22 protein-coding genes are annotated in these 23581 nt (G+C 43.7%); 12 read left to right on the plus strand and 10 right to left on the minus strand.

Annotation, left to right across the window (positions count from 1 at the left end; all coding sequences use genetic code 11):
- Window positions 1-48: 48 nt before the first annotated feature.
- Complete coding sequence (locus HGR01_RS09295) at window positions 49-1971, plus strand: Hsp70 family protein (RefSeq protein WP_045870117.1); 1923 nt, start codon at window positions 49-51, stop codon at window positions 1969-1971.
- A gap of 323 nt (window positions 1972-2294) precedes the next feature.
- Here HGR01_RS09295 and HGR01_RS09300 read toward each other — a convergent pair whose 3' ends face one another.
- A complete protein-coding gene (locus HGR01_RS09300) occupies window positions 2295-2567 on the minus strand; it encodes a hypothetical protein (RefSeq protein ID WP_194007792.1) in 273 nt (90 codons plus the stop codon).
- A 371-nt stretch (window positions 2568-2938) separates the two neighbouring features.
- Between HGR01_RS09300 and HGR01_RS09305 the strand changes: the two genes are divergently transcribed.
- Window positions 2939-3886 carry a nucleotidyl transferase AbiEii/AbiGii toxin family protein gene (locus tag HGR01_RS09305; RefSeq protein ID WP_045869874.1) on the plus strand — a complete coding sequence of 316 codons (948 nt, stop codon included), beginning with the start codon at window positions 2939-2941 and terminating at the stop codon, window positions 3884-3886.
- Window positions 3887-4147: 261 nt separating this feature from the next.
- Here HGR01_RS09305 and HGR01_RS09310 read toward each other — a convergent pair whose 3' ends face one another.
- Window positions 4148-5332: an AGE family epimerase/isomerase gene (locus tag HGR01_RS09310; protein ID WP_045869873.1), complete on the minus strand. Its 1185-nt coding sequence runs from the start codon at window positions 5330-5332 to the stop codon at window positions 4148-4150.
- A 702-nt stretch (window positions 5333-6034) separates the two neighbouring features.
- On the opposite strand from HGR01_RS09310, the gene HGR01_RS09315 reads away from it, so the two are divergent.
- The 3 genes from HGR01_RS09315 to HGR01_RS09325 all read left to right on the plus strand — a co-directional run bounded on the left by HGR01_RS09315 (window position 6035) and on the right by HGR01_RS09325 (window position 8378).
- Window positions 6035-6223, plus strand: a complete 189-nt coding sequence (locus tag HGR01_RS09315) for a DUF4089 domain-containing protein (protein ID WP_045869872.1) — start codon at window positions 6035-6037, stop codon at window positions 6221-6223.
- Window positions 6220-7593 carry an Asp-tRNA(Asn)/Glu-tRNA(Gln) amidotransferase GatCAB subunit A gene (locus HGR01_RS09320; RefSeq protein ID WP_045869871.1) on the plus strand — a complete coding sequence of 458 codons (1374 nt, stop codon included), beginning with the start codon at window positions 6220-6222 and terminating at the stop codon, window positions 7591-7593. The genes HGR01_RS09315 and HGR01_RS09320 overlap by 4 nt, the downstream gene beginning before the upstream one ends.
- 167 nt (window positions 7594-7760) lie before the next feature.
- Window positions 7761-8378, plus strand: coding sequence for a hypothetical protein (locus HGR01_RS09325; RefSeq protein WP_045869870.1), 618 nt, complete (start codon window positions 7761-7763; stop codon window positions 8376-8378).
- A 40-nt stretch (window positions 8379-8418) separates the two neighbouring features.
- Here the strand turns inward: HGR01_RS09325 and HGR01_RS09330 are convergent, their stop codons facing one another.
- On the minus strand, window positions 8419-9447 hold the full coding sequence (locus HGR01_RS09330) for a 2-hydroxyacid dehydrogenase (protein WP_045869869.1): 1029 nt from the start codon (window positions 9445-9447) through the stop codon (window positions 8419-8421).
- A 17-nt stretch (window positions 9448-9464) separates the two neighbouring features.
- On the opposite strand from HGR01_RS09330, the gene HGR01_RS09335 reads away from it, so the two are divergent.
- Entirely contained in the window at window positions 9465-9806 is a 342-nt protein-coding gene (locus HGR01_RS09335; RefSeq protein WP_045869868.1) for a hypothetical protein, read from the plus strand.
- Window positions 9807-9984: 178 nt separating this feature from the next.
- Here HGR01_RS09335 and HGR01_RS09340 read toward each other — a convergent pair whose 3' ends face one another.
- Window positions 9985-10200, minus strand: a complete 216-nt coding sequence (locus HGR01_RS09340) for a hypothetical protein (RefSeq protein WP_052335155.1) — start codon at window positions 10198-10200, stop codon at window positions 9985-9987.
- Window positions 10201-10239: 39 nt separating this feature from the next.
- On the opposite strand from HGR01_RS09340, the gene HGR01_RS09345 reads away from it, so the two are divergent.
- A complete protein-coding gene (locus HGR01_RS09345; RefSeq protein ID WP_155539167.1) occupies window positions 10240-10440 on the plus strand; it encodes a hypothetical protein in 201 nt (66 codons plus the stop codon).
- A gap of 536 nt (window positions 10441-10976) precedes the next feature.
- Here the strand turns inward: HGR01_RS09345 and HGR01_RS09350 are convergent.
- The 3 genes from HGR01_RS09350 to HGR01_RS09360 all read right to left on the minus strand — a co-directional run bounded on the left by HGR01_RS09350 (window position 10977) and on the right by HGR01_RS09360 (window position 14309).
- A complete protein-coding gene (locus HGR01_RS09350; RefSeq protein WP_045869866.1) occupies window positions 10977-11288 on the minus strand; it encodes a DUF5615 family PIN-like protein in 312 nt (103 codons plus the stop codon).
- Window positions 11285-11581: a DUF433 domain-containing protein gene (locus HGR01_RS09355; RefSeq protein ID WP_045869865.1), complete on the minus strand. Its 297-nt coding sequence runs from the start codon at window positions 11579-11581 to the stop codon at window positions 11285-11287. Before HGR01_RS09355 ends, HGR01_RS09350 begins: the two co-directional genes overlap by 4 nt.
- 112 nt (window positions 11582-11693) lie before the next feature.
- Window positions 11694-14309: a tetratricopeptide repeat protein gene (locus tag HGR01_RS09360; RefSeq protein ID WP_045869864.1), complete on the minus strand. Its 2616-nt coding sequence runs from the start codon at window positions 14307-14309 to the stop codon at window positions 11694-11696.
- A gap of 93 nt (window positions 14310-14402) precedes the next feature.
- Between HGR01_RS09360 and HGR01_RS09365 the strand changes: the two genes are divergently transcribed.
- Complete coding sequence (locus HGR01_RS09365) at window positions 14403-14540, plus strand: hypothetical protein (protein ID WP_155539165.1); 138 nt, start codon at window positions 14403-14405, stop codon at window positions 14538-14540.
- A 340-nt stretch (window positions 14541-14880) separates the two neighbouring features.
- On the opposite strand, the gene HGR01_RS09370 is transcribed toward HGR01_RS09365, so the two are convergent.
- Window positions 14881-15279, minus strand: a complete 399-nt coding sequence (locus tag HGR01_RS09370; protein ID WP_045869863.1) for a hypothetical protein — start codon at window positions 15277-15279, stop codon at window positions 14881-14883.
- 82 nt (window positions 15280-15361) lie between these two features.
- Window positions 15362-15622, minus strand: a complete 261-nt coding sequence (locus HGR01_RS09375) for a hypothetical protein (protein WP_155539164.1) — start codon at window positions 15620-15622, stop codon at window positions 15362-15364.
- Window positions 15623-15869: 247 nt separating this feature from the next.
- Here HGR01_RS09375 and HGR01_RS09380 point away from each other — a divergent pair, with 247 nt between their 5' ends.
- Together HGR01_RS09380 and HGR01_RS09385 are read left to right on the plus strand one after the other, a co-directional pair.
- Entirely contained in the window at window positions 15870-16115 is a 246-nt protein-coding gene (locus HGR01_RS09380) for a hypothetical protein (RefSeq protein ID WP_155539162.1), read from the plus strand.
- A 149-nt stretch (window positions 16116-16264) separates the two neighbouring features.
- A complete protein-coding gene (locus HGR01_RS09385; protein ID WP_045869861.1) occupies window positions 16265-16660 on the plus strand; it encodes a hypothetical protein in 396 nt (131 codons plus the stop codon).
- Between the two features lie 408 nt (window positions 16661-17068).
- Here HGR01_RS09385 and HGR01_RS09390 read toward each other — a convergent pair whose 3' ends face one another.
- Window positions 17069-18892 carry a tetratricopeptide repeat protein gene (locus tag HGR01_RS09390; RefSeq protein ID WP_045869860.1) on the minus strand — a complete coding sequence of 608 codons (1824 nt, stop codon included), beginning with the start codon at window positions 18890-18892 and terminating at the stop codon, window positions 17069-17071.
- Between the two features lie 251 nt (window positions 18893-19143).
- On the opposite strand from HGR01_RS09390, the gene HGR01_RS09395 reads away from it, so the two are divergent.
- Entirely contained in the window at window positions 19144-22851 is a 3708-nt protein-coding gene (locus HGR01_RS09395) for a PAS domain S-box protein (RefSeq protein WP_045869859.1), read from the plus strand.
- A 224-nt stretch (window positions 22852-23075) separates the two neighbouring features.
- Window positions 23076-23453, plus strand: coding sequence for an RNA recognition motif domain-containing protein (locus HGR01_RS09400; protein WP_045869858.1), 378 nt, complete (start codon window positions 23076-23078; stop codon window positions 23451-23453).
- The last annotated feature ends 128 nt before the right edge of the window (window positions 23454-23581 follow it).

The following is a 23581-nucleotide window of genomic DNA, read 5'->3' on the forward strand; positions in this document are numbered from 1 at the left end:
GAACTTTGTAAGAGAGGACTAATGACAAATGACATTCTTATTAAGAGTATGGAAATTTTAGAAACAGTCGGTTTTGATTTGGGACATGGTGAAACAGCTGTAGCCAAAGCTATAGTCGAGAGTATTGAACCTCCACAAATGCTGGAGGTGAATAATAAGAAAAATCAAATTACAGCCCTTGGTTGGCATCCTAAATTGGGTTATCTTGTGGGAGAACAAGCTTTAATTCAAGCTGGCGTTACTCGACTAGAAATTTCCTTTAAAGAAAAACCTAAAAATGATGCTAAATATCGCGAAACTATTAGCACATTTGTGGCAAATTACTACCGCTTATTAAAAGAAAGTAAACAAATTGAAGGCGGGGAAACTACATACTTTTATGTGGGTTGTCCTTCTGGGTGGTCAGTGAGCGATCGCAGCGAATATCAAAAGCTACTGCAATCAGCCGGGATTGATTTATTAAATGTTGTTCCTGAGTCGCGGGCTGCTTTTATGCAAGCCAAAGAAGCGGGGAAATTAGAGTATGAAAAGCTACTTTCTTCAGTATTAATTGTTGATATTGGTTCTTCAACTACAGATTTTACCCTGGTGAAAAGTTTACAGGAAATTCCTATAGATTTTGGCAGTAATATTTTAGGTGCATCATTAATTGACAAAGCTATCTTTGAACGCACTCTTGCTAAACATGAGCAAAGAAACTTACTAGAAAAAGTCTTTGCCGAATATCCTCACCACCAAGCACGTTGTGAACTAGCTTGTCGCAAAACTAAAGAAGATTACTTTTCTAATGAACAGCTATATAGCGATGCTCAATCATTTGCCCGTGGTTTTGAGTCTATCAATGAACAAATTTATTTTATCCCCCAAGTTAATAAATTAATTATGGAGGAAATCTTGCATCAACCTTTAGCTGCGTTGGCGGGAAAGAGTTGGATGCAAGCATTTTGTGAAGCAGTCCAAGAAGCAAAAGAACAGCTAGATAAACAAGGAATAGTACCAAAAATTTTGCTGATGACTGGTGGTGCATCGCGGATGAAATTTACCCACCAAATTTGTCAAGAAATATTTCCCGAACCGGAAACACTTCTGCGTCCCGATCCAGAACCAGAACGTTGCATAGCATTAGGTTTAGCACGTGTTGGGAGATGGGATTTGCGGGCTACAGCCTTTAAACAAGAAGTTAACAAACTGGTAGAATCGAACAAGCTAGAAGAATTAATTTCACGGCATATTCCCGAATTAATTGAATTGTTAACCCAGCCTCTAGCCAATGGTTTAATTGAAAATGCCGTGCGCCCAGGAATCAAAGATTGGCAGAAAAATAAAATCAAGACCTTAGCCGATTTAGAAACCTCAATGAAAAATCGCGCAGAAGATTGGTTACAAGGTAATATCGCCCAACAAATAATTAATAATCAATGCATTAGTTGGTTTAACAAAAAAATTCAACCAGACTTAGCAGCAGAAACCGATCCCATCTGCCGAAAATTTCAAATCCCTAGAAGTAGTTTGAGATTTGAAGATAGTATAGACCCAGCTTTTGTTAACCCAGAATTAAGAATTGGCGATGCCATTCTTGCCGAAACTGTAGGGTTGATTGTTAACGTCATCATTGGTGGCGGTACTCTTGCTAGCATCATCACCTTAGTACTCACCGGACATTTTACCTGGCCCATTGCATTAGTATATGGTGCTTCCGCGATCGCAGCCGGAATGGAGTTCAATCGTAAAGGTGTACAAGATGCAATCAAAGCCAATGTAGATGTTCCTGGCTGGTTGCGTTCGAGTTTTTTGAATGACAGAAAAATTGACGAAATGTGCGAGAGAATCCAGCCAGAGTTAGAGCAAGTTTTTCAAGAACAACTGACAGCTAATCAAGAAGCTTTTGATAAGTTAATCGCCAAAGTTGAGCAAGGATTAGAAACTGCACTTTCCACCAAAGTACAAGAAGCAATCATCCTTATCCAATGAAAAACTCCACCCCCTTTTGGGTGGAGTTTTTGGGCATAGGGCATTGGGAATGGGGCATGGGAAAGTGTTGCCAATGCCAATTAATGAATAGAATAACCTCGTCCACTAACGGATTAAATTTTCCCGTCGCTTTCAATGAAATATCATCTGAATGAATTGGATAATCTTTTTTCTAGAAGTTCCTAAGCTCAAAATATCAACATAGAAGCTGCTGCAATTTACGCGCAATACGGAAACGTTAACACAGAAGCTGCTACAACTTGCGCGGAACACGGAAACGTTCAAGCTGAAGCTGCTACAGCTTGCGCGGAACACGGAAACGTTCAAGCTGAAGCTGCTACAGCTTGCGCGGAACACGGAAACGTTAAAGCTGAAGCTGCTACAACTTGCGCGAAATACGGAAACGTTAAAGCTGAAGCTGCTACAGCTTGCGCGGAACACGGAAACGTTAAAGCTGAAGCTGCTGCAACTTGCGCGAAATACGGAAATGTTAAAGCTGAAGCTGCTACAACTTGCGCGAAATACGGAAACGTTAAAGCAGAAGTTGCTACAGCTTTAACAGAAGCTGCTACAGCTTTTGCAAAACAAGAAAACATCAAAGTAGAAGTTATGCCAATTTGAAAAAAGAATGCAACAGACTGTAGGGGCAAGGCAGTGCCCACCTGTGTCAACTTAACGTGAAACCCGTTCTTGTGCAAGGTTTCGCCCTCACCCCCAGCCCCTCTCCCACGGGGAGAAGGGAGCCAGAGATTTAGTTCCCCTTCTCCTGCGGGAGAAGGGGTTAGGGGATGAGGGCGCGAGGTATTTGTACAACGCCCACCCTATATCGCTTTTAGCTGAAGCTGACACCAATGGGCAGTGCCTTGCACTCTAGAATATATTAATGTGTCGCCAACATTATTTGATTCTGTATTACTCAAGCCAAGGTTAGCCCACCTAAAATTTCTCATGCTATCTGTAATGGTCTATGACAATTACACCTCAAATTGAAATACCAGATAAATTGCCCTTCTTAGAAAAATTATGTTGGCAAAGAGTAGATTTGCAAAATATTACTCTTTTAGAAATGCTCAAAATATATGAGCGAGGCTGGCATTATCGAGGTATTTTAGGAGATTTGAGCCAAACAGAAGCATTATTTGTGCAAGATTTAGCTAAATATTATGATTCATGGCTAGGGGCGCAGATGTTTGTTAGGGAATTTCATCAAAAAATTTTTAATGTACTGAATCAACTAAATGCTAATTTCTTATTAGAATGTGGCGCATATTTTGGCGATAGTACTCTAATTAGTTTAAACAATGGCGAATATAGATTAAGCAAAGATATAGATTTTCTCTGTTCTACAGGTACAGGCTATAGGTTATTGCGAAAGGCAATATCTGAACATCAATATAATGCCCTTTTTAATACCCAAAATAACTTCAAATTACCCAGAGAAATCAAGGCTGACCAATATGGTGTGAGATTTGCAATTCTAGCAGATGAAGTTTTAATTAAATTTGAAATTATTATGGAAGGGCGTATCGAATTGGGAGAACCAGCATATCCCAGTTGGTCGCCTGTACCATGCCTAAATCAAATTGATAGTTTTGCGGAAAAACTTTTAGCCAATTCTGATAGATGGAACGATTCTTCTGTAGAATCCAGAGATTTAATTGATTTGGCTATGCAAAGGCTCAAGTCTCCCATTCCTCAGCAAGCTATTGATAAAGCAGAAGCAGCTTATCCTGTGATTGAACCTTTAAAAGAAGCAATATTATTTTTCCAAAATCATCCCAATTATCGCGACAAATGTTTTACGGCTTTGGGAATTATTCAAGCAAGTAACATTATTGATGGTATTGATTTAATGGCGACAGATTTTTGTTTAGAAAAAACAGCCAGAACATTTAGCGAATCTCAAGCAGAATAATATAGTAATAATAAAATTGCGAGGTGAACATTGTCTTGAGGGCAAGGCACTGCTCATACGTGTCAACTTAAGCTAAAAGCTATATACGGCGCGTGTTGTAAAAAAACCCTCGCCCTCATCCCCTAACCCCTTCTCCCGCAGGAGAAGGGGAACTAAATCTCTGGCTCCCTTCTCCCTGCGGGAGAGGGGCTGGGGGTGAGGGCGATTAGAAAAATCCAGTATCACATCAGGTTAATTTTATCTGCGTTTATCGGTGGTTAATTATCCAACAGTTTGTGAACTCAACGCCTCAAATTGTTGCCAACAAAGATACAAGGCACGGGGTACATGAAAACAGCCTTTCCATTTACCGCCTTTAAGATTTAACAATACTTCCCCACGCCGATTTAAATACCCAAACCACTCACCATATTCAGGATCGGCAAAGTGCGACCAAGTATAATTATGCATCTTATTATACCATTCTCGGCATTCAGCACGCCCCGTTAAGCGATCGCCCATTGCTAACGCCACCAAAGATTCTAAATGCACCCACCACAGCTTTTGATCCCATTCCAGTTGTTGGGGAGGATGTCCCTTTGCATCCATGAAGTAATACAAACCGCCATATTCATCATCCCAAGCGAAATTCAGGATATTTAGCACCACATCCACCGCTTGGTTAATGGTTTTGGTATCATTGCGGCGGTTGGCAATATCCATAATGAACCACATCGCTTCGATACCATGTCCGGGGTTAATTAATCTCCCCTCAAAACAATCTACGTGAGAACCGTCCGGCGCAACGCTTTCATACATTAGCCCTCGTTCTTTGTCGAGGAAATCGTTCATCACTTCCTGAACTGTTAAATCTAGGACTTTCTCTAAGGTTTCGCTGGGTAGTAACCATGCCATTTCCAGGGTGAGGTTAGCTAAAATCATCGGTACAGCCAAGGATTTCATCGGGCGTGTACCTGGGTAAGCCTTGGTATATTTGCCCTTGGGGTTATCCTTGCGGCGCAAAACATTATTGTAAGCTTGCATAGCGATATCCCTTGCCCAATCTTCACCACAGGCGAGGGCGTATTGGCTAAAAGCCATTGCTGCAAAGCAATCAGAAAAAATATTGTAAGGTTGGACTAAAGGCTCACCTTCACGAGTTAAGGCGAAATACCAGTTACCATCGCTATCTCTACCATGTTGAGAAAGGAAATTCGCACCATTAGTAGCAATTTTTAGCCAATCGTCGCGTTTCTCTAGCTGGTTATACAGCATCGAGAAAGTCCACACCTGACGATTTTGCAACCAGATAAATTTATCTGTGTCATACACTTTACCTTGGCGATCCAGGCAAGTAAAATAACCGCCTTGTTCCCAATCTATTGAGTATGTTTCCCAAAATGGGAGTACATCGTGCAGCAGCGTGTTTTTATAAAGTTCAGCTAGTTCTTGAAAATCCTGCCCCATAAATGCCCCCAGCTTTGTACTAAAACTAACAGCGTTAATTATTACCGAATTTTAGATTTGAGATTTTGAATGTTGGACTGACGATTGAAAATTTAAAATTTCAATAAGTTTGTTCGCGTAGTGTTACCAGAAGGGGCAAGGAGAATAGGGATCTCGTACAAGCTCCGTTTATAAGGAGCGCTTACACAGCAATACAGTCCAGATAAGTTCATTAGTGATTGATTTGTTAGTTGTGGAGACAGCTAGCACAATTGGGGGATTCTCCCCCAAACCCCCGATTGGGGGACGGTTGCGTCCCCCAAACCCCCTCCAAAATTATTGTTTTTGTTGTCAATTTATTTTCTTAACTGAACTGTATTGGCTTATACGGGGCGAAGTCCAAGCTCCGTTCCAATACTGCTCGGTTAAGGATTTTCAAGTCGGAATTTGGTTTGGGGAAAAGGTGTTCGCGTAGGGTCTCCGCAGGAGAAAGGGTAAGGGTTAAAGGTTTTTTCTTGCCCCTTTTTCCCTTCCCCTTTTGCCCTTAACCGACAAGTATTGAGATCCGTTCCGGTCTTCCCCCTCTGCTCCCTTGTTAACCAGAAGCTAGCCTCAAATTGAGAGCTTGGGAGTCATAATTTGGTAAATTTTGTTTCAGGTGATTAATTTGGCATCAGGGGCAAATAGCTGTAAATGTAGCTGAAACAATTGCGAAGAGGAAATATGGAAAGTCGAGAATTCGATGTGGGTGAGTATGTTGAGCAGATGGCGTTGTTGGTAAATTTACAACTGCGGGATGAGTACCGTGATGGAGTGGTGGCAAATTTTGAGAGAATCAAAGCGATCGCTCAACTCGTGAATGATTTTCCTATAGCTGAAGAAGTTGAAGTTGCACCTGTGTTTGAACCATGAATGATGCTGTATCAATAGCGGCGGCTATACGTGCGGGTAAGGTTAGCGCTGTGGAAGTTACTAAAGATGCTTTAGCCACAATTGCGGCGCGCGATCGCGAAATCAATGCTTTTACGGCGGTAATTGCGGAAACTGCTTTGGCTGATGCAGCACGCATCGATAAGGAAATTGCCCAAGGTAACAATCCTGGTGCTTTGGCGGGTGTACCTTTTGCCGTGAAAAACCTCTTTGATGTCGCTGGGTTAACAACTCTCGCAGGTGCAAAAATTAATGCCGAAAATCCCCCAGCTAGCCAAGATGCAACCTTAGTAGCCAGGTTGAAACAAGCTGGTGCGGTGTTGGTGGGTGCGTTAAATATGGATGAGTACGCCTATGGGTTTATGACAGAAAATGCCCATTATGGTGCTACTCATAATCCCCATGATTTACAGCGTGTCACTGGCGGTTCTTCAGGTGGTTCGGCGGCGGCTGTAGCTGCGGGGTTGGTTCCGTTAACGCTGGGTTCTGATACTAACGGTTCGATTCGCGTTCCGGCTGCCTTTTGTGGAATTTTTGGTTTAAAACCGACTTACGGTAGGTTATCGCGGGCTGGGGTAGCTTTATTTTCCACCAGTTTTGACCATGTTGGCCCCTTTGCTCGTTCGGTGCGGGATATTGCGACGGCTTTTGATATTCTCCAAGGAGAAGACGATCGCGATCCGGTATGTACAAAACGCCCACCGGAATTATGTTTACCTCAAATTCACGAAGATATATCTGGTATTAGATTTGCCATTGCTGGGGATTACTATACTCAGGGTGCAGAACCGGAAGCCTTGTTAGCAGTGGAACAAGTCGCCCGGGCTTTGAATGTAACTGAGTATGTAACGCTACCAGAATCCCATCGCGCCAGGGCTGCAGCGTTTGTGATTACCGCCAGCGAAGGCGCAAATCTGCATATAGAGAGATTGCGATCGCGTCCCCAAGATTTTGATTTTGCCACACGCGATCGCTTTTTAGCTGGGGCTTTAATCCCGAGTCAATGGTATTTGCAAGCCCAGAGATTTAGAAGATGGTATCGCGATCGCGTGCGAGAAATCTTTCAAAATGTCGATATAATTCTGGCACCAACTACACCAATGGTAGCGCCATTAATTGGGCAAACCACGATGGTTTTAGATGGACAAGAAATTATCATTCGTCCCCATCTGGGATTATTTACGCAACCATTATCTTTTATTGGCTTACCTGTCATCTCAGTACCAATTCAACGCCCCAACGCTTTACCTTTAGGCGTGCAATTAATAGCCGCACCCTATAATGAAGCCTTAATTTTAAAAGTCGCATCTTTCCTCGAAGCGCAGGGTATAGTCTCAGCGCCAGTGGTTTGAAGAGGGGGAAAAGGGGAAAGGTTAAAGGTTAAAGGTTTTTCCCTTTCCGCCTCCGCTTTCTCAAAAGTTAAAGGATAAACGTTTTCCCCTTCCCCTCTTCCCCTTTCCCCCTTCCCCTTCTTACATGTTGATCTACCATACGATCAGAGAATTTCAAGAGTGTATTTATGACTGCTGAAGTAACACCTACGGCTAAACCTGATTTGGCGATATTATTGCAAGCTGCGGCTGCTTATTGCGGTGAAGGTGGTAAACTTCCGACTGCTGCTTTGGTTGTGGATGCGTTGCTAGCAGCAGAAAAAGCAGCCAAGCAGGAAAGATTAATCTATAACTTTGAGTCGCTTGTGGGTAAATGGCGGCTTTGCTTTGCTACGGGTACTCGCAAGGTGAGACAGCGCGGGGGAATTGTTTTAGGTAAGGGTGTATATATGCCCAAATTTGCTGCAGCATATATTTCTTTTAGCCAAACTTCCGAAGCAGATTTAGGTAAAGGCGAAATAGAAAATCAGGTGCAAGTCGGCCCAGTATTATTGAAGTTGTCAGGGCCAGCCAAATATTTAGGTAAGAAAAATCTCTTAGCGTTTGACTTTACGCAAATGCAAATTAGCCTATTTAATTATGTTGTGTACAACGGACAAATTCGCTCTGGTAAAGTTGAGAATCAAGATTTTTACACCCAACCAATCGCAAAGCAAGCCTTTTTCGCCTTCTTCCTAGCTACAGAAGATTTTATCGCGGCTCGTGGTCGTGGCGGTGGATTGGCGCTGTGGATTAGAGAGAAATAATACCAATTCATAATTACGAATTACGAATTGGTATAAATGTTTAGCTTACCAAGACCTTATTATGTCCGGGTTGGGGTTGGGGACAGATTTCGTAGGGGCAGTCTCTTCCCTGTTCAAAGTCAGTAATATTTGATAGAGTTGTCTCCGCGATATTATGTAGGGCTTCTTCTGTAAAGAAGGCTTGATGTCCGGTGATTAAGACGTTGGGGAATGTTGTCAGGCGTTGAAAGGTGTCGTCTTGAATGATTTCCCCTGACAAATCTTCAAAGAATAATTCTGATTCTTGCTCGTATACATCAACACCAAGATAACCAATTTGACCGGATTTTAAGCCTTCAATCACGGCTTGGGTATCGATAAGGGAACCTCGGCTGGTGTTAATTAACATCACACCTGGTTTCATTTGCGCGATCGCATTTTCATTGATTAGGTGATGAGTTTCTGGAGTTAGGGGACAATGTAGGGAGATGATGTCAGATTTAGCGAATAGTTCTGGTAATTCTACATATTTACCACCCATTGCTTCTATTCCAGGGTTTTGATAGACATCATAGGCAAGGATGTTACAGCCAAAACCTCTCATAATTTGCCCTAAAATTAAACCGATTTTGCCTGTTCCAACAATCCCGACTGTGCGTCCATGCAGATTGAATCCTAGCAAGCGATTGAGGGAGAAATTACCATCTCGAACTCGGTTATAGGCGTGATGAATTTTGCGATTGAGGCTTAAAATCAAGCCTACGGCGTGTTCTGCGACACCATAGGGCGAGTAAGCTGGAACACGTGATACTCGAATTCCTAATTCTGCTGCTGCATTGAGATCTACGTTGTTAAATCCGGCACAACGGAGAGAAACCAGGCGAGTTCCGTTTGCGGCGAGAATTTTTAAAGTGGAAGCGTCAACCTGGTCATGGACAAAGGGACAAACGGCTGGAAAGCCAGCTGCTAAAATGGCGGTGTCTCTATCTAAACGTGGTTCAAAGAATACCAATTCGTGCTGTTTAGAAGAATTTGCAGCTTCCAAAAACTGCCGGTCGTAGGCTTTAGTACTGAAGACTGCTACTTTCATGCAAAACCTTAAGTTTGATGCTGCATAGTTTCCGACTACATAATAGCTTGACTTGGGGACGTGCGATCGCTCTTGCAATGGTTGTCAGTCCTGGGTCTGAAGCTGTGTGTCAGCTATGGTGGAATTACAGCAAAACTTTAGAATTGGGGAATGGGGAATGGGGAATGGGGAACTCGGGGCCCCCTCTGGGGATAAGGGGTAATGGGGAATGGGTAATGGGTAATGGGGATTGGGTGAGGGTTTTAAATATTTGTAGTGGTTACTGGATTTATTTTACTCAGTACTTAGCACTCGCAACTCAGCACTTTCTTGAGATAAATAGGCGGATGGGCCTTGCCATCGGTATCCGCCTCAGATAAACAACAATACTATGAACTTAGTCTATGATTACAGCTAATGCAGCCATTTTGCTAGGGATAAATTGCAAGATAATCATTGATTTAATGTAAAAACTGTATTCCATTGTGGCGATCGCATCTATCTTTGTGATGAAAGTAACACTTTTTAGGGACTACGAGGCTGTCTGCTTCGCCATTATTAATCTTGATGTAGCTGGTTGAGCAGATGTGTGCTTTTTTGCTCCCACCATTGATCATTAACTTCTATTACTTCTCCGCTTTCAAGTCCGGCAATTAAATCTTCTTCTATCTTTTCTTGCATTTTGCGTTTTTGGCGTTGGTTGATTAATTCTTTTAAGCATTCGCTGATTGAAGCTTTTGAAAAAAGAATGCGACAGATGGACAGTAGGGGCACGGCATCTACAATCTTTTGGTATATGTAATTATCTTACTGGTGCCGTGCCCTTACAAAGAATTGCTCTCACCCCAAGATAATAAAAAGCCTGCATTAGCAAGCCTGAGTTCCTTTAGCCAAGAGTTTCAGAAGCGATCGCGATCGCGTCCAGCTACCATTTCGCGTTCATGTTCGCGTATTTCCGCAGCGCTGGGGGTTTTGAAGCCAAAATACGCAGCAATTAAGGCGGTGATTGCATGAAGCCAGACGTAGAAAGTCTCCTACATACTTGGCGATCGCACTTTTGTTGAAGAGAAAATGCGATCGCTTCTATAATCTATTCTTCACCCCAAGCGCTCAAAAATTCTACTTGATTTTGCATCTCCTCTGCTGACCGAAAATTAATGACGCGCAAGCCCCTAGATTCATCTATGGGGATAAGCGTCTAGGCGATTTTAATCGCCGCCCAACATGGTACGATTAGCATAGCTACATAAAAGAAAAGTAGCTCACCTACGTACTGCGAAAGCTCGGTTATTTGGACATCGGTAACCTGGTTAGTAGAGAGGATCGGGGTATTAAACATAAAAGTATCTGGGTTAATTCCCAGTAGTCGGGACGATGGCGTTCCCCACAGAGAAATCTGTGTAGCCCGTAGAATCTGCTCTACCAAGGGCAGTGGAAACGTGGAAACCCTGCTTGTGGAAACATTTTTCGACCATGAGTATCAGGGAAGAATCCCCCAGCTTTTCATGAAAACGAGCGATAGCGTTGTTTTCATAGCTGTGGGGAGTACGTCAATTGGCTGCAATTATTTTCAATAGGCGGCGCATTTGCTCACCTACAGAGTAACCTTGCTGTGCCAAGATAATACCAGCGTGAGATTGTTCGCTTTCTAATACAATTGTGTGCAACCGATAAAAGTCTCGCAGATTAAAACTGTAAATGACTCGTTGATTTTTTAAAGCCCAATTCAGTTGCTTTTCATCACTACAAGATATCATTCCTGCTTCTGCGACAGTAACCACATCTACACCACGAGCACGCAAAGCTTGCAACAGTCTGTTACTTTCTGCATCTTCATCTAAATATAAACGAATTAAACTCATTGTTGATGCTGTTTACTGTAGTGGAGTGCTGCTAATTCCTCATAGGCTGCTTGTTCTTCGGCTAAATCTGTATCAATTTCTGCTTGGTTAGCGTGATAATAAGTTAGTGCTGCATAAATTTGTACGAGTGTTAAGTGAGGTTTATCCGCAGCAATTTCTTCGGCGCTATAACCTTGCTTGTACAAAGCTGCTATTCGGCCTACAGATGTGCCTGTTCCGGCAATTATGGGACGACCGCTATGCAATTTAGGGTCTCTTGTAATTAGCGTACCGATATCAATGCTAGCTACCAAATGTTTTCTCCTACGATATTTTTCCTGATATAACTTAGGTTAACATTGCGATCGCACTTGACATTCAAGACAGTCGCTACGTAACTAAGTATCTCAGCATTTTAATTACGAATTACGAATTACGAACTACGAATTGAATTATTCTCTTAGCCAATCGCCACAGCAGGTAAAACGGGAAAATTACTATAGCTAAAAGAATTTGCAAAACCTGACGTAATCGACGTTTCCAAATGCCAACGAGAGTTAACTGACGTTGCAGAATTGTGAGATTTTCTCGAATTGTGACCGTAGTGGGATGATTAACACCTAACACCCGTTGACACATCGCCAAGGCTTGAACATACAGGGGTTCGGCTTCGCTGTACTTCCCATGCTTATCGTAGAGAAGAGCTAAATTGTTCAAGCTAGTGGCGATATCGGGATGGTCGCCTGCAAACAGGCGTTTTCTCATCGCTAGAGCTTGAATGTGGAGAGGTTCGGCTTCGCTGTATTTTTGTTGGCTTTTGTAGAGACTAGCTAAATTGTCCAAGCTTGTGGCGACATCGGGATGGTCGCCTGCAAACAGGCGCTTTCTCATCGCCAAGGCTTGAATGTAGAGAGGTTCGGCTTCGCTGTACTTCCGTTGGATGAGGTAGAGTCCTGCTAAATTGTTCAAGCTAGTAGCCACATTGGGATGGTCGCTTGCAAATAGACGCTTTCTCATTGCCAAAGCATCAATGAAAAGGGGTTCGGCTTCGCTGTACCTTCCTTGGCTACGGTAGAGACTAGCTAAATTGTTCAAGCTAAAAGCCACATTGGGATGGTCGCTTGCGAAAAGGCGCTTTGTGATCGCCAAGGCTTGAATGTGGAGGGTTTCGGCTTCGCTGTACCTCCCTTGGCTTTTGTAGAGACTAGCTAAATTGTTCAAGCTTGTGGCAACATCGGGATGGTCGCCTGCAAATAGGCGCTTTCTCATTGCCAAGCACTCAATAAAGAGAAGTTCGGCTTTGCTGTACCTCCCTTGGCTAAGGTAAAGATTAGCTAAATTGTTTAAGCTAAAAGCCACATTGGGATGGTCGCCTGCAAACAAGCGCTTATACATTGCCAAGGAATCAATGAAGAGGGTTTCGGCTTTGCTGTACCTCCCTTGCCTAAGGTAGAGTACTGCTAAATTGTTCAAGCTAAAAGCCACATCGGGATGGTCACCTGCAAATAAAACTTGGCAAACGTTGACGCATTCTTCATACCAAGGTTCTGCTAATTGATATAATCCTTGTCCTGCGTAAAATCTTCCCACTCCCACAAAGGCCCAAAGTACTTTATCTTGAGGAACTGATGCTGGGTAATTTATCTGATTTTCTGTTACTTGCTTAACTTCCGCAATTAACCTTTGTCCCAGGTCTTCGAGATGGGGAACTACATCTTTGATAAGTTCGATATCCTCAGAAGTGGGCGATTGGGGAACAGTTTGAGCAACTGCTATCATCGCATTAGCAAAGGTTTTTTCTAAAACTGATTTCATTTCGCCAGCACCGGCTAACTGTTCTTGCAAGAACCAGCGCACTAAGGCATGAATTTTATAATATCCGTCGCTGTCTTCTACTTGTTGCAACAAGTTGCGCTCGTAGAGTTGCTTTTTAGCTGTGTTTAATTCTTCTTCATTCCACCCCAGCAAAGCAGCGTTTTCACTTCCCTCCTCACTGGCGTTTAGGGTTTCGGGGTGGGGTGCTGTTATTTCTGTTTGCTCAATGTTTTGACTGTTTATTGCTACCCAAATTACTACATCCCAGAGAATTAATTGGGGAGCAAATAAACTCAAAAATCTGCCTAATTGTTGCGCTAGGGGGTCAAGTTCTGCCCATGTTAAGGCGAAGGCGGCTTTAACTCCTAGTTGAGTTGCGGTGAGAGTTTCGCGGTTTTGTAAGGCGGCTTCGGCTAATTTGCGTTCTTGCAACCACTTCAACATCATATCTAAAGCTAGATCCGGGTCACGGACTAAATAACCTCCTACTAACTCGATACCTAAGGGTAAATATTCTAAGCATTCACAAATTGCTGTGGCTGCAGTTGGTTGGTTTTCTACGCGTCTGTCTCTGTTTCCCAACAATCCTTTTAACAGTTCTACAGCTTTCCCTGGTTCTTTTTGGGGCGAGAGAACATCTAAGGGAATGGCTTGAATAAAGTTAGGGTCTAAAATTCGCAGGCGAGTAGTTACAAGAACGCAGAAGCGGTGGTCTTGGGGAACGACTTCGCGGAGGTTGGCTAGGTTAGTGACATCATCAAAGATGATTAAAATGGGTAAATTAGATTGGGGATATTGCGCCCAGCACCAAGCGACTTGTTCTTTGAGGCTTAACAGTCTTCCGCCTTGTTCTTGGGGAATCTCGAAGCCGAATTTCACAAAAAATTCCAAGACTGTGGCGGCGAGGTTGGTTTCTCGGTCGTTGAACCAGGCGATTCCACTATAATCTTGTTGATAGCGTCTGGCGTATTGGGTGGCTAATTCTGTTTTCCCTACCCCTCCCATGCCGGCGATAGCTACATAATCTCCGCGCTGCAATTGTTGATGGAGCATGGTGAGTTCGGTTTCTCGCCCGACAAAATGCACAGAACCGCGATAGGGGATATGATATTTGATGAGGTTGAGCTGTTTTTGACTTTCAATGATTTGAGTACCGATGTTTACCTGAGCGCCAGGAGCAGCAAAAACACCGATTTTCTCAGCAAACTTCCCAGATTCTTCAGGCATACATAGTTAAATTAACTGCGATCGCGGTGCTGTGAATACAAATGTAGGGTGTGTTGTCGCGCAGCGCAACGCACCATCAACGATTAGAAATATTTGACTATAGTTTTATGGAATTGGGCAGAGTCTATCCGCGCAGCGCAACGCACCATCAACGAATTAAAAATGCATGAGTTAAGTGTCATTGGCGGTGTGTTAGGCTTCGCCGTAACACACCCTACTGGACTGACATAGCTAAAATGTTGCAATAATTTTTCTTGTGGGGTGGACATCTTGTCCGCCTAGGACGGGCAAGATGCCCATCCCACAAGAGTTTGAATAATGCACTATTTTAGTCTAGACACGCCACTACTAGCGTGGCTGCGATCGCGGTGCTGTGAATACAAATGTAGGGTGTGTTGTCGCGCAGCGCAACGCACCATCAACGATTAGAAATATTTGACTATAGTTTTATGGAATTGGGCAGAGTCTATCCGCGCAGCGCAACGCACTATCAATGAATTAAAAATGCATGAGTTAAATGTCATTGGCGGTGCGTTAGGCTTCGCCGTAACACACCCTACGATTCAATGCTTTAAAAGGATTGGTTTTGAATATTGCCGGTTCCACCTGGCATAACTACCTGACCAATTTTATCAGCCAATTTTGTCAGGTTAGGCGTAGCCATAATTTCGGCAAACTTAGGATTGGTTTCGGCTTTAGCGGCTGTTGCTAGTTCTTGTGCAGCTTGCGCCAGTTCAGGATTAGCCTGAGTTGCCGATTCTACTTCTAGTACAGCTTTGCCATAATCGAGTGGTTGGTCTGGTGCTTTCTCAATTGCAACTACAGTTTGGGGAGAGTGTTTTCTCAGCTTGACGATAAACTCACCCGTCTTATCCCAGACAGCTTGTCCAACATTTTCGCCTGTTTTTTCTAAAGCTTTTGTGGCAATTGTCGCGCCAATTGCGATCGCAGCAGTAGTTAAGGGTTCCATTTGCTACTTTCTCTCGATGTCAGCTATTTATTTATTAACACATGGCTTTTGCGGGATTTTCCGTAATTTAGCTGAACAATCTTTATATTGCAGGTTGTTCAGGGTTTCGCATTGCTAAACTCCTACGAAAATTTGCTTTGTGGTCACCAACGTGACGATGTTGGTCACCAACGCGATGATGTTGGTCACCAACGCGATGATGTTGGTCACCAACGGGACGATGTTGGTCACCAACGCGATGATGTTGGTCACCAACGCGATGATGTTGGTCACCAACGTGATGATGTTGGTCACCAACGCGATGATGTTGGTCACCAACGCAAAGAATACCTCGCGCCCTCATCCCCTAACCCCTTCTCCCGCAGGAGAAGGGGAACTAAATCTCTTGCTCCCTTCTCCCTGTGGGAGAGGGGCTGGGGGTGAGGGCGAAACCTTTCAGTCAAGCGGGTTTCACCTTAAGTTGACACCAATGTTGCCCCTACCATCTGTCGCAATACTTGTCGGTTAAGGGGAAAAGGGGAAGGGAAAAAGGGGCAAGAAACAACCTTTAACCCTTACCCTTTCACCTTTTCCCCAAACCAAATTAAAAGTTGAAAATCCTTAACCGAGCAGTTTCGCCATCTGTCGTGTTCTTTTTTCAAATTGGTATAACTCCCCACAACATTATCATTACCATGCCCAATGCCCAATGCCCCATGCCCCATACCCAATGCCCCACTTCCGGTAATTTACGGTCATTTACCAAAAATCTTGTAAAAAAAATTCAAAATTCCAGAAATTATGCTGAACCGGAATTAAGGTTGTTTGAGGCAAGCTATTTAAGTAGGCATGATTAACCCTAGCTATATATATTGTTCTAACGAAAAAGGTTAAGGAAAAAAGATAACGGTTTTCTCTTGTTTCCTTACCTTTTTCTCTTCTCAATTATAGTTACGTACAATTGCCGACTTCATTAACTTTTAAACTACTTTTGATTGGGTGCATTATGACGCGACAAAAACGCACATCTCGCGTGTTAGAAAAGGCTGTCTTGAGGGCGCATGGCTTTAAGGCAATTGATCCCAATATGAACTTTGGGGAGGATTGCGACTTACAAAGTATGCTAGAGGAAATGGAGAAATTACGCAATAAGCTGGAAATTTATAATACAGCTTTAATTGTCATCGACTCTACTAAAAGCGAAATTGAGGAAATCGAGAAGACTTTGGGTAACATTTCTGAGAGGTTGCTATTAGCAGTTGCTTGGAAATATGGTAACGATAGCAACGAATATAAGATGGCGGGTGCTGTGCGGAAAAGCGATCGCATTCGTAAAGGTACGGCTACTCGTCTCAAAGGTGGAACCAAGGCGAAACCTGCGGAAGATACGCCTACTGCTTAAGTAGTTTTGGGAATGGGGAATGGGTAATGGGTAATGGGTAATGGGGAATGGGTAATGGGTAATGGGGAATGGGTAATGGGTAATTGCGTTACTCATTACCATCATCGTAGGGTGTGTTGTCGCGTAGCGCAACGCACCATTTGAGGTTATTAGGGAATGAAAAGAAGACATTATAACCTTGTGATGGTTGGCGGTGCGTTAGGCTTCGCCGTAACGCACCCTACTAGCGTGTCTAGACTAAAATAGTGCGTTAGATTTAGAAAAAATTAACCGCCGATAAACGCAGATAAACGCGGATAAAATTAATCTCTATTGCAACATTTAAGGCTAGACACGCCACTACGGCTTGTCATGGTTGGCGGTGCGTTAGGCTTCGCCGTAACGCACCCGACGGCTTCAATTCCGAGGTTATTGCTGTAATTCGGTGATTAAGTTGAGAATTTCGCGATAATATTGGGTGTTTCCTTCCTTATAATATAGATGGGCGGATTCTTGGAAATCGGTAATTGCGCGTTCGTAATGTCCCAGGTTGCGGTAAATATCGGCGCGGACAAGATAGGCTTCTGTCCAATGTGGTTGTAATTGTAAGGCTTTGTTGAGGTCTTGGAGTGCGGTTTCTAAGTCGCCGATTAAGGAATAGCTGCGTCCTCTGTTATACCAGTCTTCGGCAAAGTTAGGCTCAATGGCGATCGCTTGATTATAATCTGCGATGGCTGCTTCATAATCTTCTAGGGCATAGTGGGCATTACCGCGATCGCTATAAAATGCGGCGGAGTGGGGATTGAATTTGATAGCTTGGGTATAATCGGCCACTGCACCTTCATATTCTTCCCAGGCGTAACGCAGGGAAGCGCGGTTGTAATAAGCTTCGACTAATTCGCGGTTGAGTTTGATGGCTTGGTGATAATCAGCCATTGCGCCTTGTTCATCCCCGATTTGGCGGCGGGCGTTGCCTCGATTACAATAAGCTTCGGAAAAGTCGGGGGCAATTTCTATGGCTTGGGTGTTATCGTTAATTGCACCTTGATAATCTTGTAAGGCTTCGCGGACAATGGCTCGACCATAGTAAGCTGTAGCTAAGTTGGCATCAAACATCAAAGCCCAATCATAATCTTTGATCGCCCCTTGATAGTCTCCAAGGCTACGACGGGCAGAGGCGCGATCGCAATATCCTTCTGCTAATAAGGGGTTGAGTTGTAGTAATTTGGTGCTATCTTGAATGGCTTCTTGGTAGTCTCCCATACGGCGGCGGACGTTGGCGCGTAAGCCGTAAACTAAATCTAAGGTGGGGTTTTCTTGTAAGGCTTGATTATAATCTGCGATCGCACCTTCATAGTCTCCCAAGGCGCTACGGACTAAACCCCGTTCGTAGTAAGCTTGTACATCATCGGGATTAAAAGCGATCGCTTGGTCTAAATCGGCAATGGCTTGTTGATACTTTTCTAAATGAGCGTAAACTAAACCCCGATTATAGTAGGCTCCGGCAAATTTGGGGTTTAGTTCGATAGCGCGGTTGTAATCGGCAAGCGCCCTGGGATAATCTGTGAGGGCATAGCGGGCGTTACCACGATTATGGTAAGCTTCCGCTAAATGAGGATCTAGCTGTAAGGCTTGGTCATGGTCGGCAGTGGCTTGGATATACTCGCCTAAAATTTGGTAAACATTACCGCGATTGGTGTAGGCGGCGGCGAAATTAGGATTAAGCTGCAAAGCCTGATTAAAATCAGCGATCGCTCCTTCATTATCACCGCGATCGCAACGCGCCACACCTCGGTTATGATAAGCATTAGCAATATCAACATCTATATAAGTAGATAACTGGGGATTAATTTGAATTGCTTGCTGAAAATCAGCTAATGCTGTTTCGTAGTTTCCCAGAGCAAAGTCAGCCTTACCTCGGCTGTGGTAAGCTTCTGCCAACTGCGGATTAATTTGTACAGCCTGGCAATAATCAGCGATCGCCGTTTCATAATCTTCTAATAAATAATGGGCGTTCGCTCGGTTACAGTAAGCTTCGGCAAAATCAGGATTAATTGCCACAGCCCGACTAAAATCTGCGATCGCACCGTGATAATCTTTGATTTCATTAATTAGAATCACTCCCCGGTTATAATAGGCTTCTGCATAATCAGAATTAAGTTGAATTGCTTGGGTATAATCTGCGATCGCGCCTTGATAGTCACCTTGACAATTCTTGTTGAACCCCTGATGAAAAAAATTTGTAGCATCCATAATTTAAATTTGTCATTTGGTAATTGGTAATTGGTAATTGGTAATTGGTAATTGGTAATTGGTAATTGGTGTTTGTTATTTCCCCATTCCCCCTTCCCCATTTCCCCCTTCCCCATTCCCCATTCCCCCCTTCCCCATTCCCCATTCCCCATTCCCCATTCCCCCTTCCCCCTTCCCCATCCCCCAATCTTGATAAACTAAACGGAGAATTTGTAGTACTTTCCAGCTATCTGTTATCCATATAAGTAGTTATGAGCCAGCCACAGCGCACTGTTTTGATAGTTGATGATAACCCAGAAGATTGTGAGCTGTATCGGCAATATTTTTTCCAGGATCGGGAATACCAATATACTGTTGTGGTAGCAGAATTGGGGCAAACTGGATTACAACTCTGGCAAGTTCATCAACCAGATGTTGTGTTGCTGGATTACCGACTACCAGATATTGATGGCTTGGAATTCCTCAATCAACTGCAAGCAATTACCCGTCAGCCGTTTTTACCTGTAATTGTAATTACAGGGTTGGGGAATGAAGCGATCGCAGTGCAGGCGATGCAAGCAGGGGCGCAAAATTACTTGGTTAAAGGTGGGATTACTTCTGAGGAAATGCGTTTAGCAGTTAATGGGGCAATAGAAAAATTGCAGCTACGCACCCAATTACAACAGCGCATTGAAAAAGAGCGATTAATTACCCAAATTACTCAACAAATCTATAAATCTTTAAACTTCCAAGAGATTCTGCAAATCACAGTCCATGAGGTGCGGCAATTCCTCCAGACGGATCGGGTAATTATTTTTCAGCTGTACTCAGATGGTAGTGGACAAGTAGTTGCAGAATCCCTTGGGGAACAGTGTCAATCTGTGCTGGCTTCTGCTATTTTCGATCCCTGTCTGGCTGAGGAATACATTGAACGCTATCGTCAAGGACTGCTGAACCAAGAACCCAGTGCGGTGGAAGAATATATCGAGCGCTATCGTCAGGAATTAGTGACGGCAACAGCAGATATTGATGATGGTACTATTGAACCATATCATAGGGAACTGCTAGCGCAGTTTCAAGTCCGGGCAAATTTGGTAGTACCAATTTTGCACGATCGCTATTGTTGGGGGATGTTAATTACTCATCACTGTACAGCCCCCCGAAAATGGCAACAGTTAGAAATTGATTTGCTTCAGGAATTGGTAACTCAGGTAAGTATTGCTCTACGCCAGGCGGAAGCTTTACAGCAGGCACAAACTGAACTGGCTGAACGTAAACGCGCCGAGGCAATTTTACAGGAAAATACCGCTTGGTTGAAATTGGCACAAAAAGCCACAAAATCAGGATTATGGGATTTAGATCTAACTACAGGTAAAGCCAAAATCTCGGAAGAATACTGTACGCTGTTGAGGCTTGACCCCAGTATCAGAGAAATTAGGGGTGATGAGTGGTTGCAGTGGGTACATCCTGACGATCGCAGCCGCATCAGCGAGTATGTTGGTCAAATGATGCGCGAGCGACGGCAATATTATGATACAGAGTTCCGCGTCTTGCATCCTGATGGCGATCGCTGGTTGGCTGGGAGAGCGCAAGTATTCTATGATGCAGCTGGCAACGCTGTGCGAAAAACAGGTAATGTGCAAGATATCACAGAACGCAAACGCGCTGAAGCCGAACTGCGAGAAAGTGAACGCCGCAATGCCACTTTAGCAGAAGCAGTACCAGTAGCCATTTTTCGCTTTGATAATCATCATAACTGTATTTATGTCAACAATCGCTGGTCGGAAATTACAGGTAAACCAACACATACAGCATTAGGCTTGGGATGGATAGAAACCTTACACCCAGAAGACCGCGATCGCATTGTTAGGGAAACACCGCTAAGATTACAGCCAGGAAAATTTTATCAGAATGAAGGCAGGTGTTTACGCCCAGATGGCAGCATCATTTGGTTTTATGTCCAGATACTAGCGGAAACTGACTCCAATGGTAATGTTATTGGTCAAATAGGCTCTCTCACGGATATTACTGAGCGCAAGCAAGCTGAGGAAGAACTGCGACAGAGTGAAGAGTTTAACCAACGGATGCTAGCCAGCAGTAAAGACTGTATCAAAGTCCTAGACTTAGATGGTAGACTTTTATACATAAATCCCGGCGGTCTCTGTCTGTTAGAAATCGATGACTTCACACCTCTGCTCCACACAGAATGGCGCTGTTTCTGGGAAGGAGAAATGAGGCAAGCAGCAGAAAATGCGATCGCCAAAGCTAAAGCTGGGGAATTAGCCAGATTTCATGGTTATTGCCCCACCGCCAAAGGTACACCGAAATGGTGGGATGTGGCAGTTACACCCATCCGCAATCCCGCCGGGCAAGTAATCCAACTGTTATGTATCTCCCGGGATATAACTGAGTACAAACAAGCCGAAGAAACTATCCGCCAAAGTGAAATCCGTTACCGCTACTTAGCAGAAGCCATTCCCCACCTTGTCTGGACTTGTGATGCCAATGGCGATTGTGATTATGTTAACCAACGATTATGTGAATATACGGGATTAACATTTGAGCAAGCCTTGGGTTTTGGTTGGCTAGCAGCCGTGCATCCAGATGATATGCAAGAGTCGCAAGATTTATGGGAAAGGGCTATCAAAAATAGTACTTTTTATAAACATGAATACCGCTTCCGCAGAAACTTAGATGGTAGCTATCGTTGGCATTTAATTTTGGGCTTACCCCTAAAAAATGAACAAGAACGGGTGGTGAAATGGTTTGGTACCTGTACAGATATTCACGATCAAAAAGAATTGGAAATCGAACGCGATCGCATTTTGCAACTAGAACAAGTCGCCCGCAATGAAGCCGAAAAAGCCAACCGCGTCAAAGATGAATTCTTAGCAATTCTCTCCCATGAATTGCGTTCCCCCCTCAACCCCATCCTCGGTTGGACAAAACTGCTGCAAAGTCGGAGGCTGGATAGCAAAAAAACAGCTGAAGCCTTAGCCACAATTGAACGTAACGCCAAGCTGCAAACTCAACTCATTGATGACTTATTAGATATTGCCAGGATTCTGCGGGGTAAACTCAGCTTAAACGCCGATACCGTCAACTTAACATTTGTGATTGAAGCAGCTATCGATACCGTCAGAACCGCCGCCGTCGCCAAATCAATTCTGATTCATTCAAAATTACGCAACATCGGGCAGGTATCCGGCGATGCTGTCCGCTTGCAGCAAGTTATGTGGAATTTACTGACTAACGCCATCAAATTTACCCCCAACGGCGGAAGGGTAGATATTCGCTTAGAAAGGGTAGATAACCAAGCCCAGATTACCGTTAGCGACACAGGTAAAGGCATCAACCCCGATTTTCTCCCCTACATATTTGAATCTTTCCGCCAAGAAGATGTCTCCATTACCCGTAAATATGGCGGATTGGGCTTAGGGCTAGCAATTGTGCGCCACATCATCGAAGCCCACGGTGGTACAGTAGGCGTTGACAGCCCAGGCGAAGCACAAGGAAGCACCTTCACCGTTAGTTTACCATTACAGAACATTCAACCAGAGAGCGATCGCACCGCAGATTTAGCAGTAGATGAACTTAATCTTGCAGGTATCAAAGTCTTAACCATCGATGATGAAGCAGACAGCCGTGATTTTCTCACCGTCTTGCTAGATTATTACGGCGCAGAAGTCGTCACAGTTGCTACCAGCTACGAATTTTTAGCCGCCCTAGAATCATTCCAGCCAGATGTCATAGTCAGCGACATCGGTATGCCCGAAGTCGATGGTTATACCCTCATCAGACAAGTCCGTTCCCTTCCAAGCGATCGCGGCGGACAAATTCCTGCGATCGCTCTTACAGCTTATGCTGGTGAAATCAATCAACAACAAGCCTTAGCCGCCGGCTTTCAAAAGCACTTATCCAAGCCCATTGACCCAGATTTGTTAGTGCAGGCTGTGGCAAAACTAATTTGTGAGCAATAATTCAGAAGTAGCCAAAAACCGATATTTATCCGGGTTTCGGCAGTTGGGGTAATGTTTTTAAGTTATGTAACTTTTAGCGTAAAACTTCAGCTTAAGTTTGAATTTAAATTGGTGTTACACAAATTTATGCTAGAGAAAAGTTTAATTCTTGGTTCTTTAGCTATCGTTTTTCTGCAAATCTCTTCTTGCAATATTACCATCTTTATTAATCAGGGGACATCAAAATGTTCAAAGTTAGCGGCTTACCAGTTCAGATTACTAAATCCGATCTAGAAGAGCTTTTTTCGCCCTATGGAAAAATTCAAATAACTGAAACTTCTATTGTTATAAAAATCGAAAAGGATGAGAGTATTGCATTTGTGGCGCTAGACAAAGAGGAAAATGAAAAAGCTGCTATTAACAAACTAGATAAAACACAATGGCGTAATAAGTACATCCTTTATCTTGATCCAATCAGAGGGGATGATATCAAAATTGGTCAGCCTCAAAGCAAGGATAGTAGGATGAGCGATGGCGATGGTAGCAAAGTTGGTCAGCCTCAAAGCAATGATAGTGCGACAGAAGCTGGCGATGACCGCAAAGTTGGTCAGCCTCAAAGCTAGGATACTTCAAACAAAGGCACTCACAACAAGTGATAATCTAGCTAATTTTCGCATACTTATAGTCACAAGACAGTAGGATATCTTAGATTTGGCGTTGCTGATTTATTTGTGGGATGGGGTATCTTGTC

The sequence above is a fragment of the Tolypothrix sp. PCC 7712 genome, assembly GCF_025860405.1.
Taxonomy (GTDB): domain Bacteria; phylum Cyanobacteriota; class Cyanobacteriia; order Cyanobacteriales; family Nostocaceae; genus Aulosira; species Aulosira diplosiphon.

Bases quoted from the DNA above. Each gene is read 5' to 3' on its own strand.
- HGR01_RS09295 (WP_045870117.1), top strand. From the start codon at position 49: ATGGAAATTTTAGAAACAGTCGGTTTTGATTTGGGACATGGTGAAACA.
- HGR01_RS09300 (WP_194007792.1), bottom strand. From the start codon at position 2,567: ATGTTTTCTTGTTTTGCAAAAGCTGTAGCAGCTTCTGTTAAAGCTGTA.
- HGR01_RS09305 (WP_045869874.1), top strand. From the start codon at position 2,939: ATGACAATTACACCTCAAATTGAAATACCAGATAAATTGCCCTTCTTA.
- HGR01_RS09310 (WP_045869873.1), bottom strand. From the start codon at position 5,332: ATGGGGCAGGATTTTCAAGAACTAGCTGAACTTTATAAAAACACGCTG.
- HGR01_RS09315 (WP_045869872.1), top strand. From the start codon at position 6,035: ATGGAAAGTCGAGAATTCGATGTGGGTGAGTATGTTGAGCAGATGGCG.
- HGR01_RS09320 (WP_045869871.1), top strand. From the start codon at position 6,220: ATGAATGATGCTGTATCAATAGCGGCGGCTATACGTGCGGGTAAGGTT.
- HGR01_RS09325 (WP_045869870.1), top strand. From the start codon at position 7,761: ATGACTGCTGAAGTAACACCTACGGCTAAACCTGATTTGGCGATATTA.
- HGR01_RS09330 (WP_045869869.1), bottom strand. From the start codon at position 9,447: ATGAAAGTAGCAGTCTTCAGTACTAAAGCCTACGACCGGCAGTTTTTG.
- HGR01_RS09335 (WP_045869868.1), top strand. From the start codon at position 9,465: ATGCTGCATAGTTTCCGACTACATAATAGCTTGACTTGGGGACGTGCG.
- HGR01_RS09350 (WP_045869866.1), bottom strand. From the start codon at position 11,288: ATGAGTTTAATTCGTTTATATTTAGATGAAGATGCAGAAAGTAACAGA.
- HGR01_RS09360 (WP_045869864.1), bottom strand. From the start codon at position 14,309: ATGCCTGAAGAATCTGGGAAGTTTGCTGAGAAAATCGGTGTTTTTGCT.
- HGR01_RS09370 (WP_045869863.1), bottom strand. From the start codon at position 15,279: ATGGAACCCTTAACTACTGCTGCGATCGCAATTGGCGCGACAATTGCC.
- HGR01_RS09375 (WP_155539164.1), bottom strand. From the start codon at position 15,622: ATGAGGGCGCGAGGTATTCTTTGCGTTGGTGACCAACATCATCGCGTT.
- HGR01_RS09385 (WP_045869861.1), top strand. From the start codon at position 16,265: ATGACGCGACAAAAACGCACATCTCGCGTGTTAGAAAAGGCTGTCTTG.
- HGR01_RS09390 (WP_045869860.1), bottom strand. From the start codon at position 18,892: ATGGATGCTACAAATTTTTTTCATCAGGGGTTCAACAAGAATTGTCAA.
- HGR01_RS09395 (WP_045869859.1), top strand. From the start codon at position 19,144: ATGAGCCAGCCACAGCGCACTGTTTTGATAGTTGATGATAACCCAGAA.
- HGR01_RS09400 (WP_045869858.1), top strand. From the start codon at position 23,076: ATGTTCAAAGTTAGCGGCTTACCAGTTCAGATTACTAAATCCGATCTA.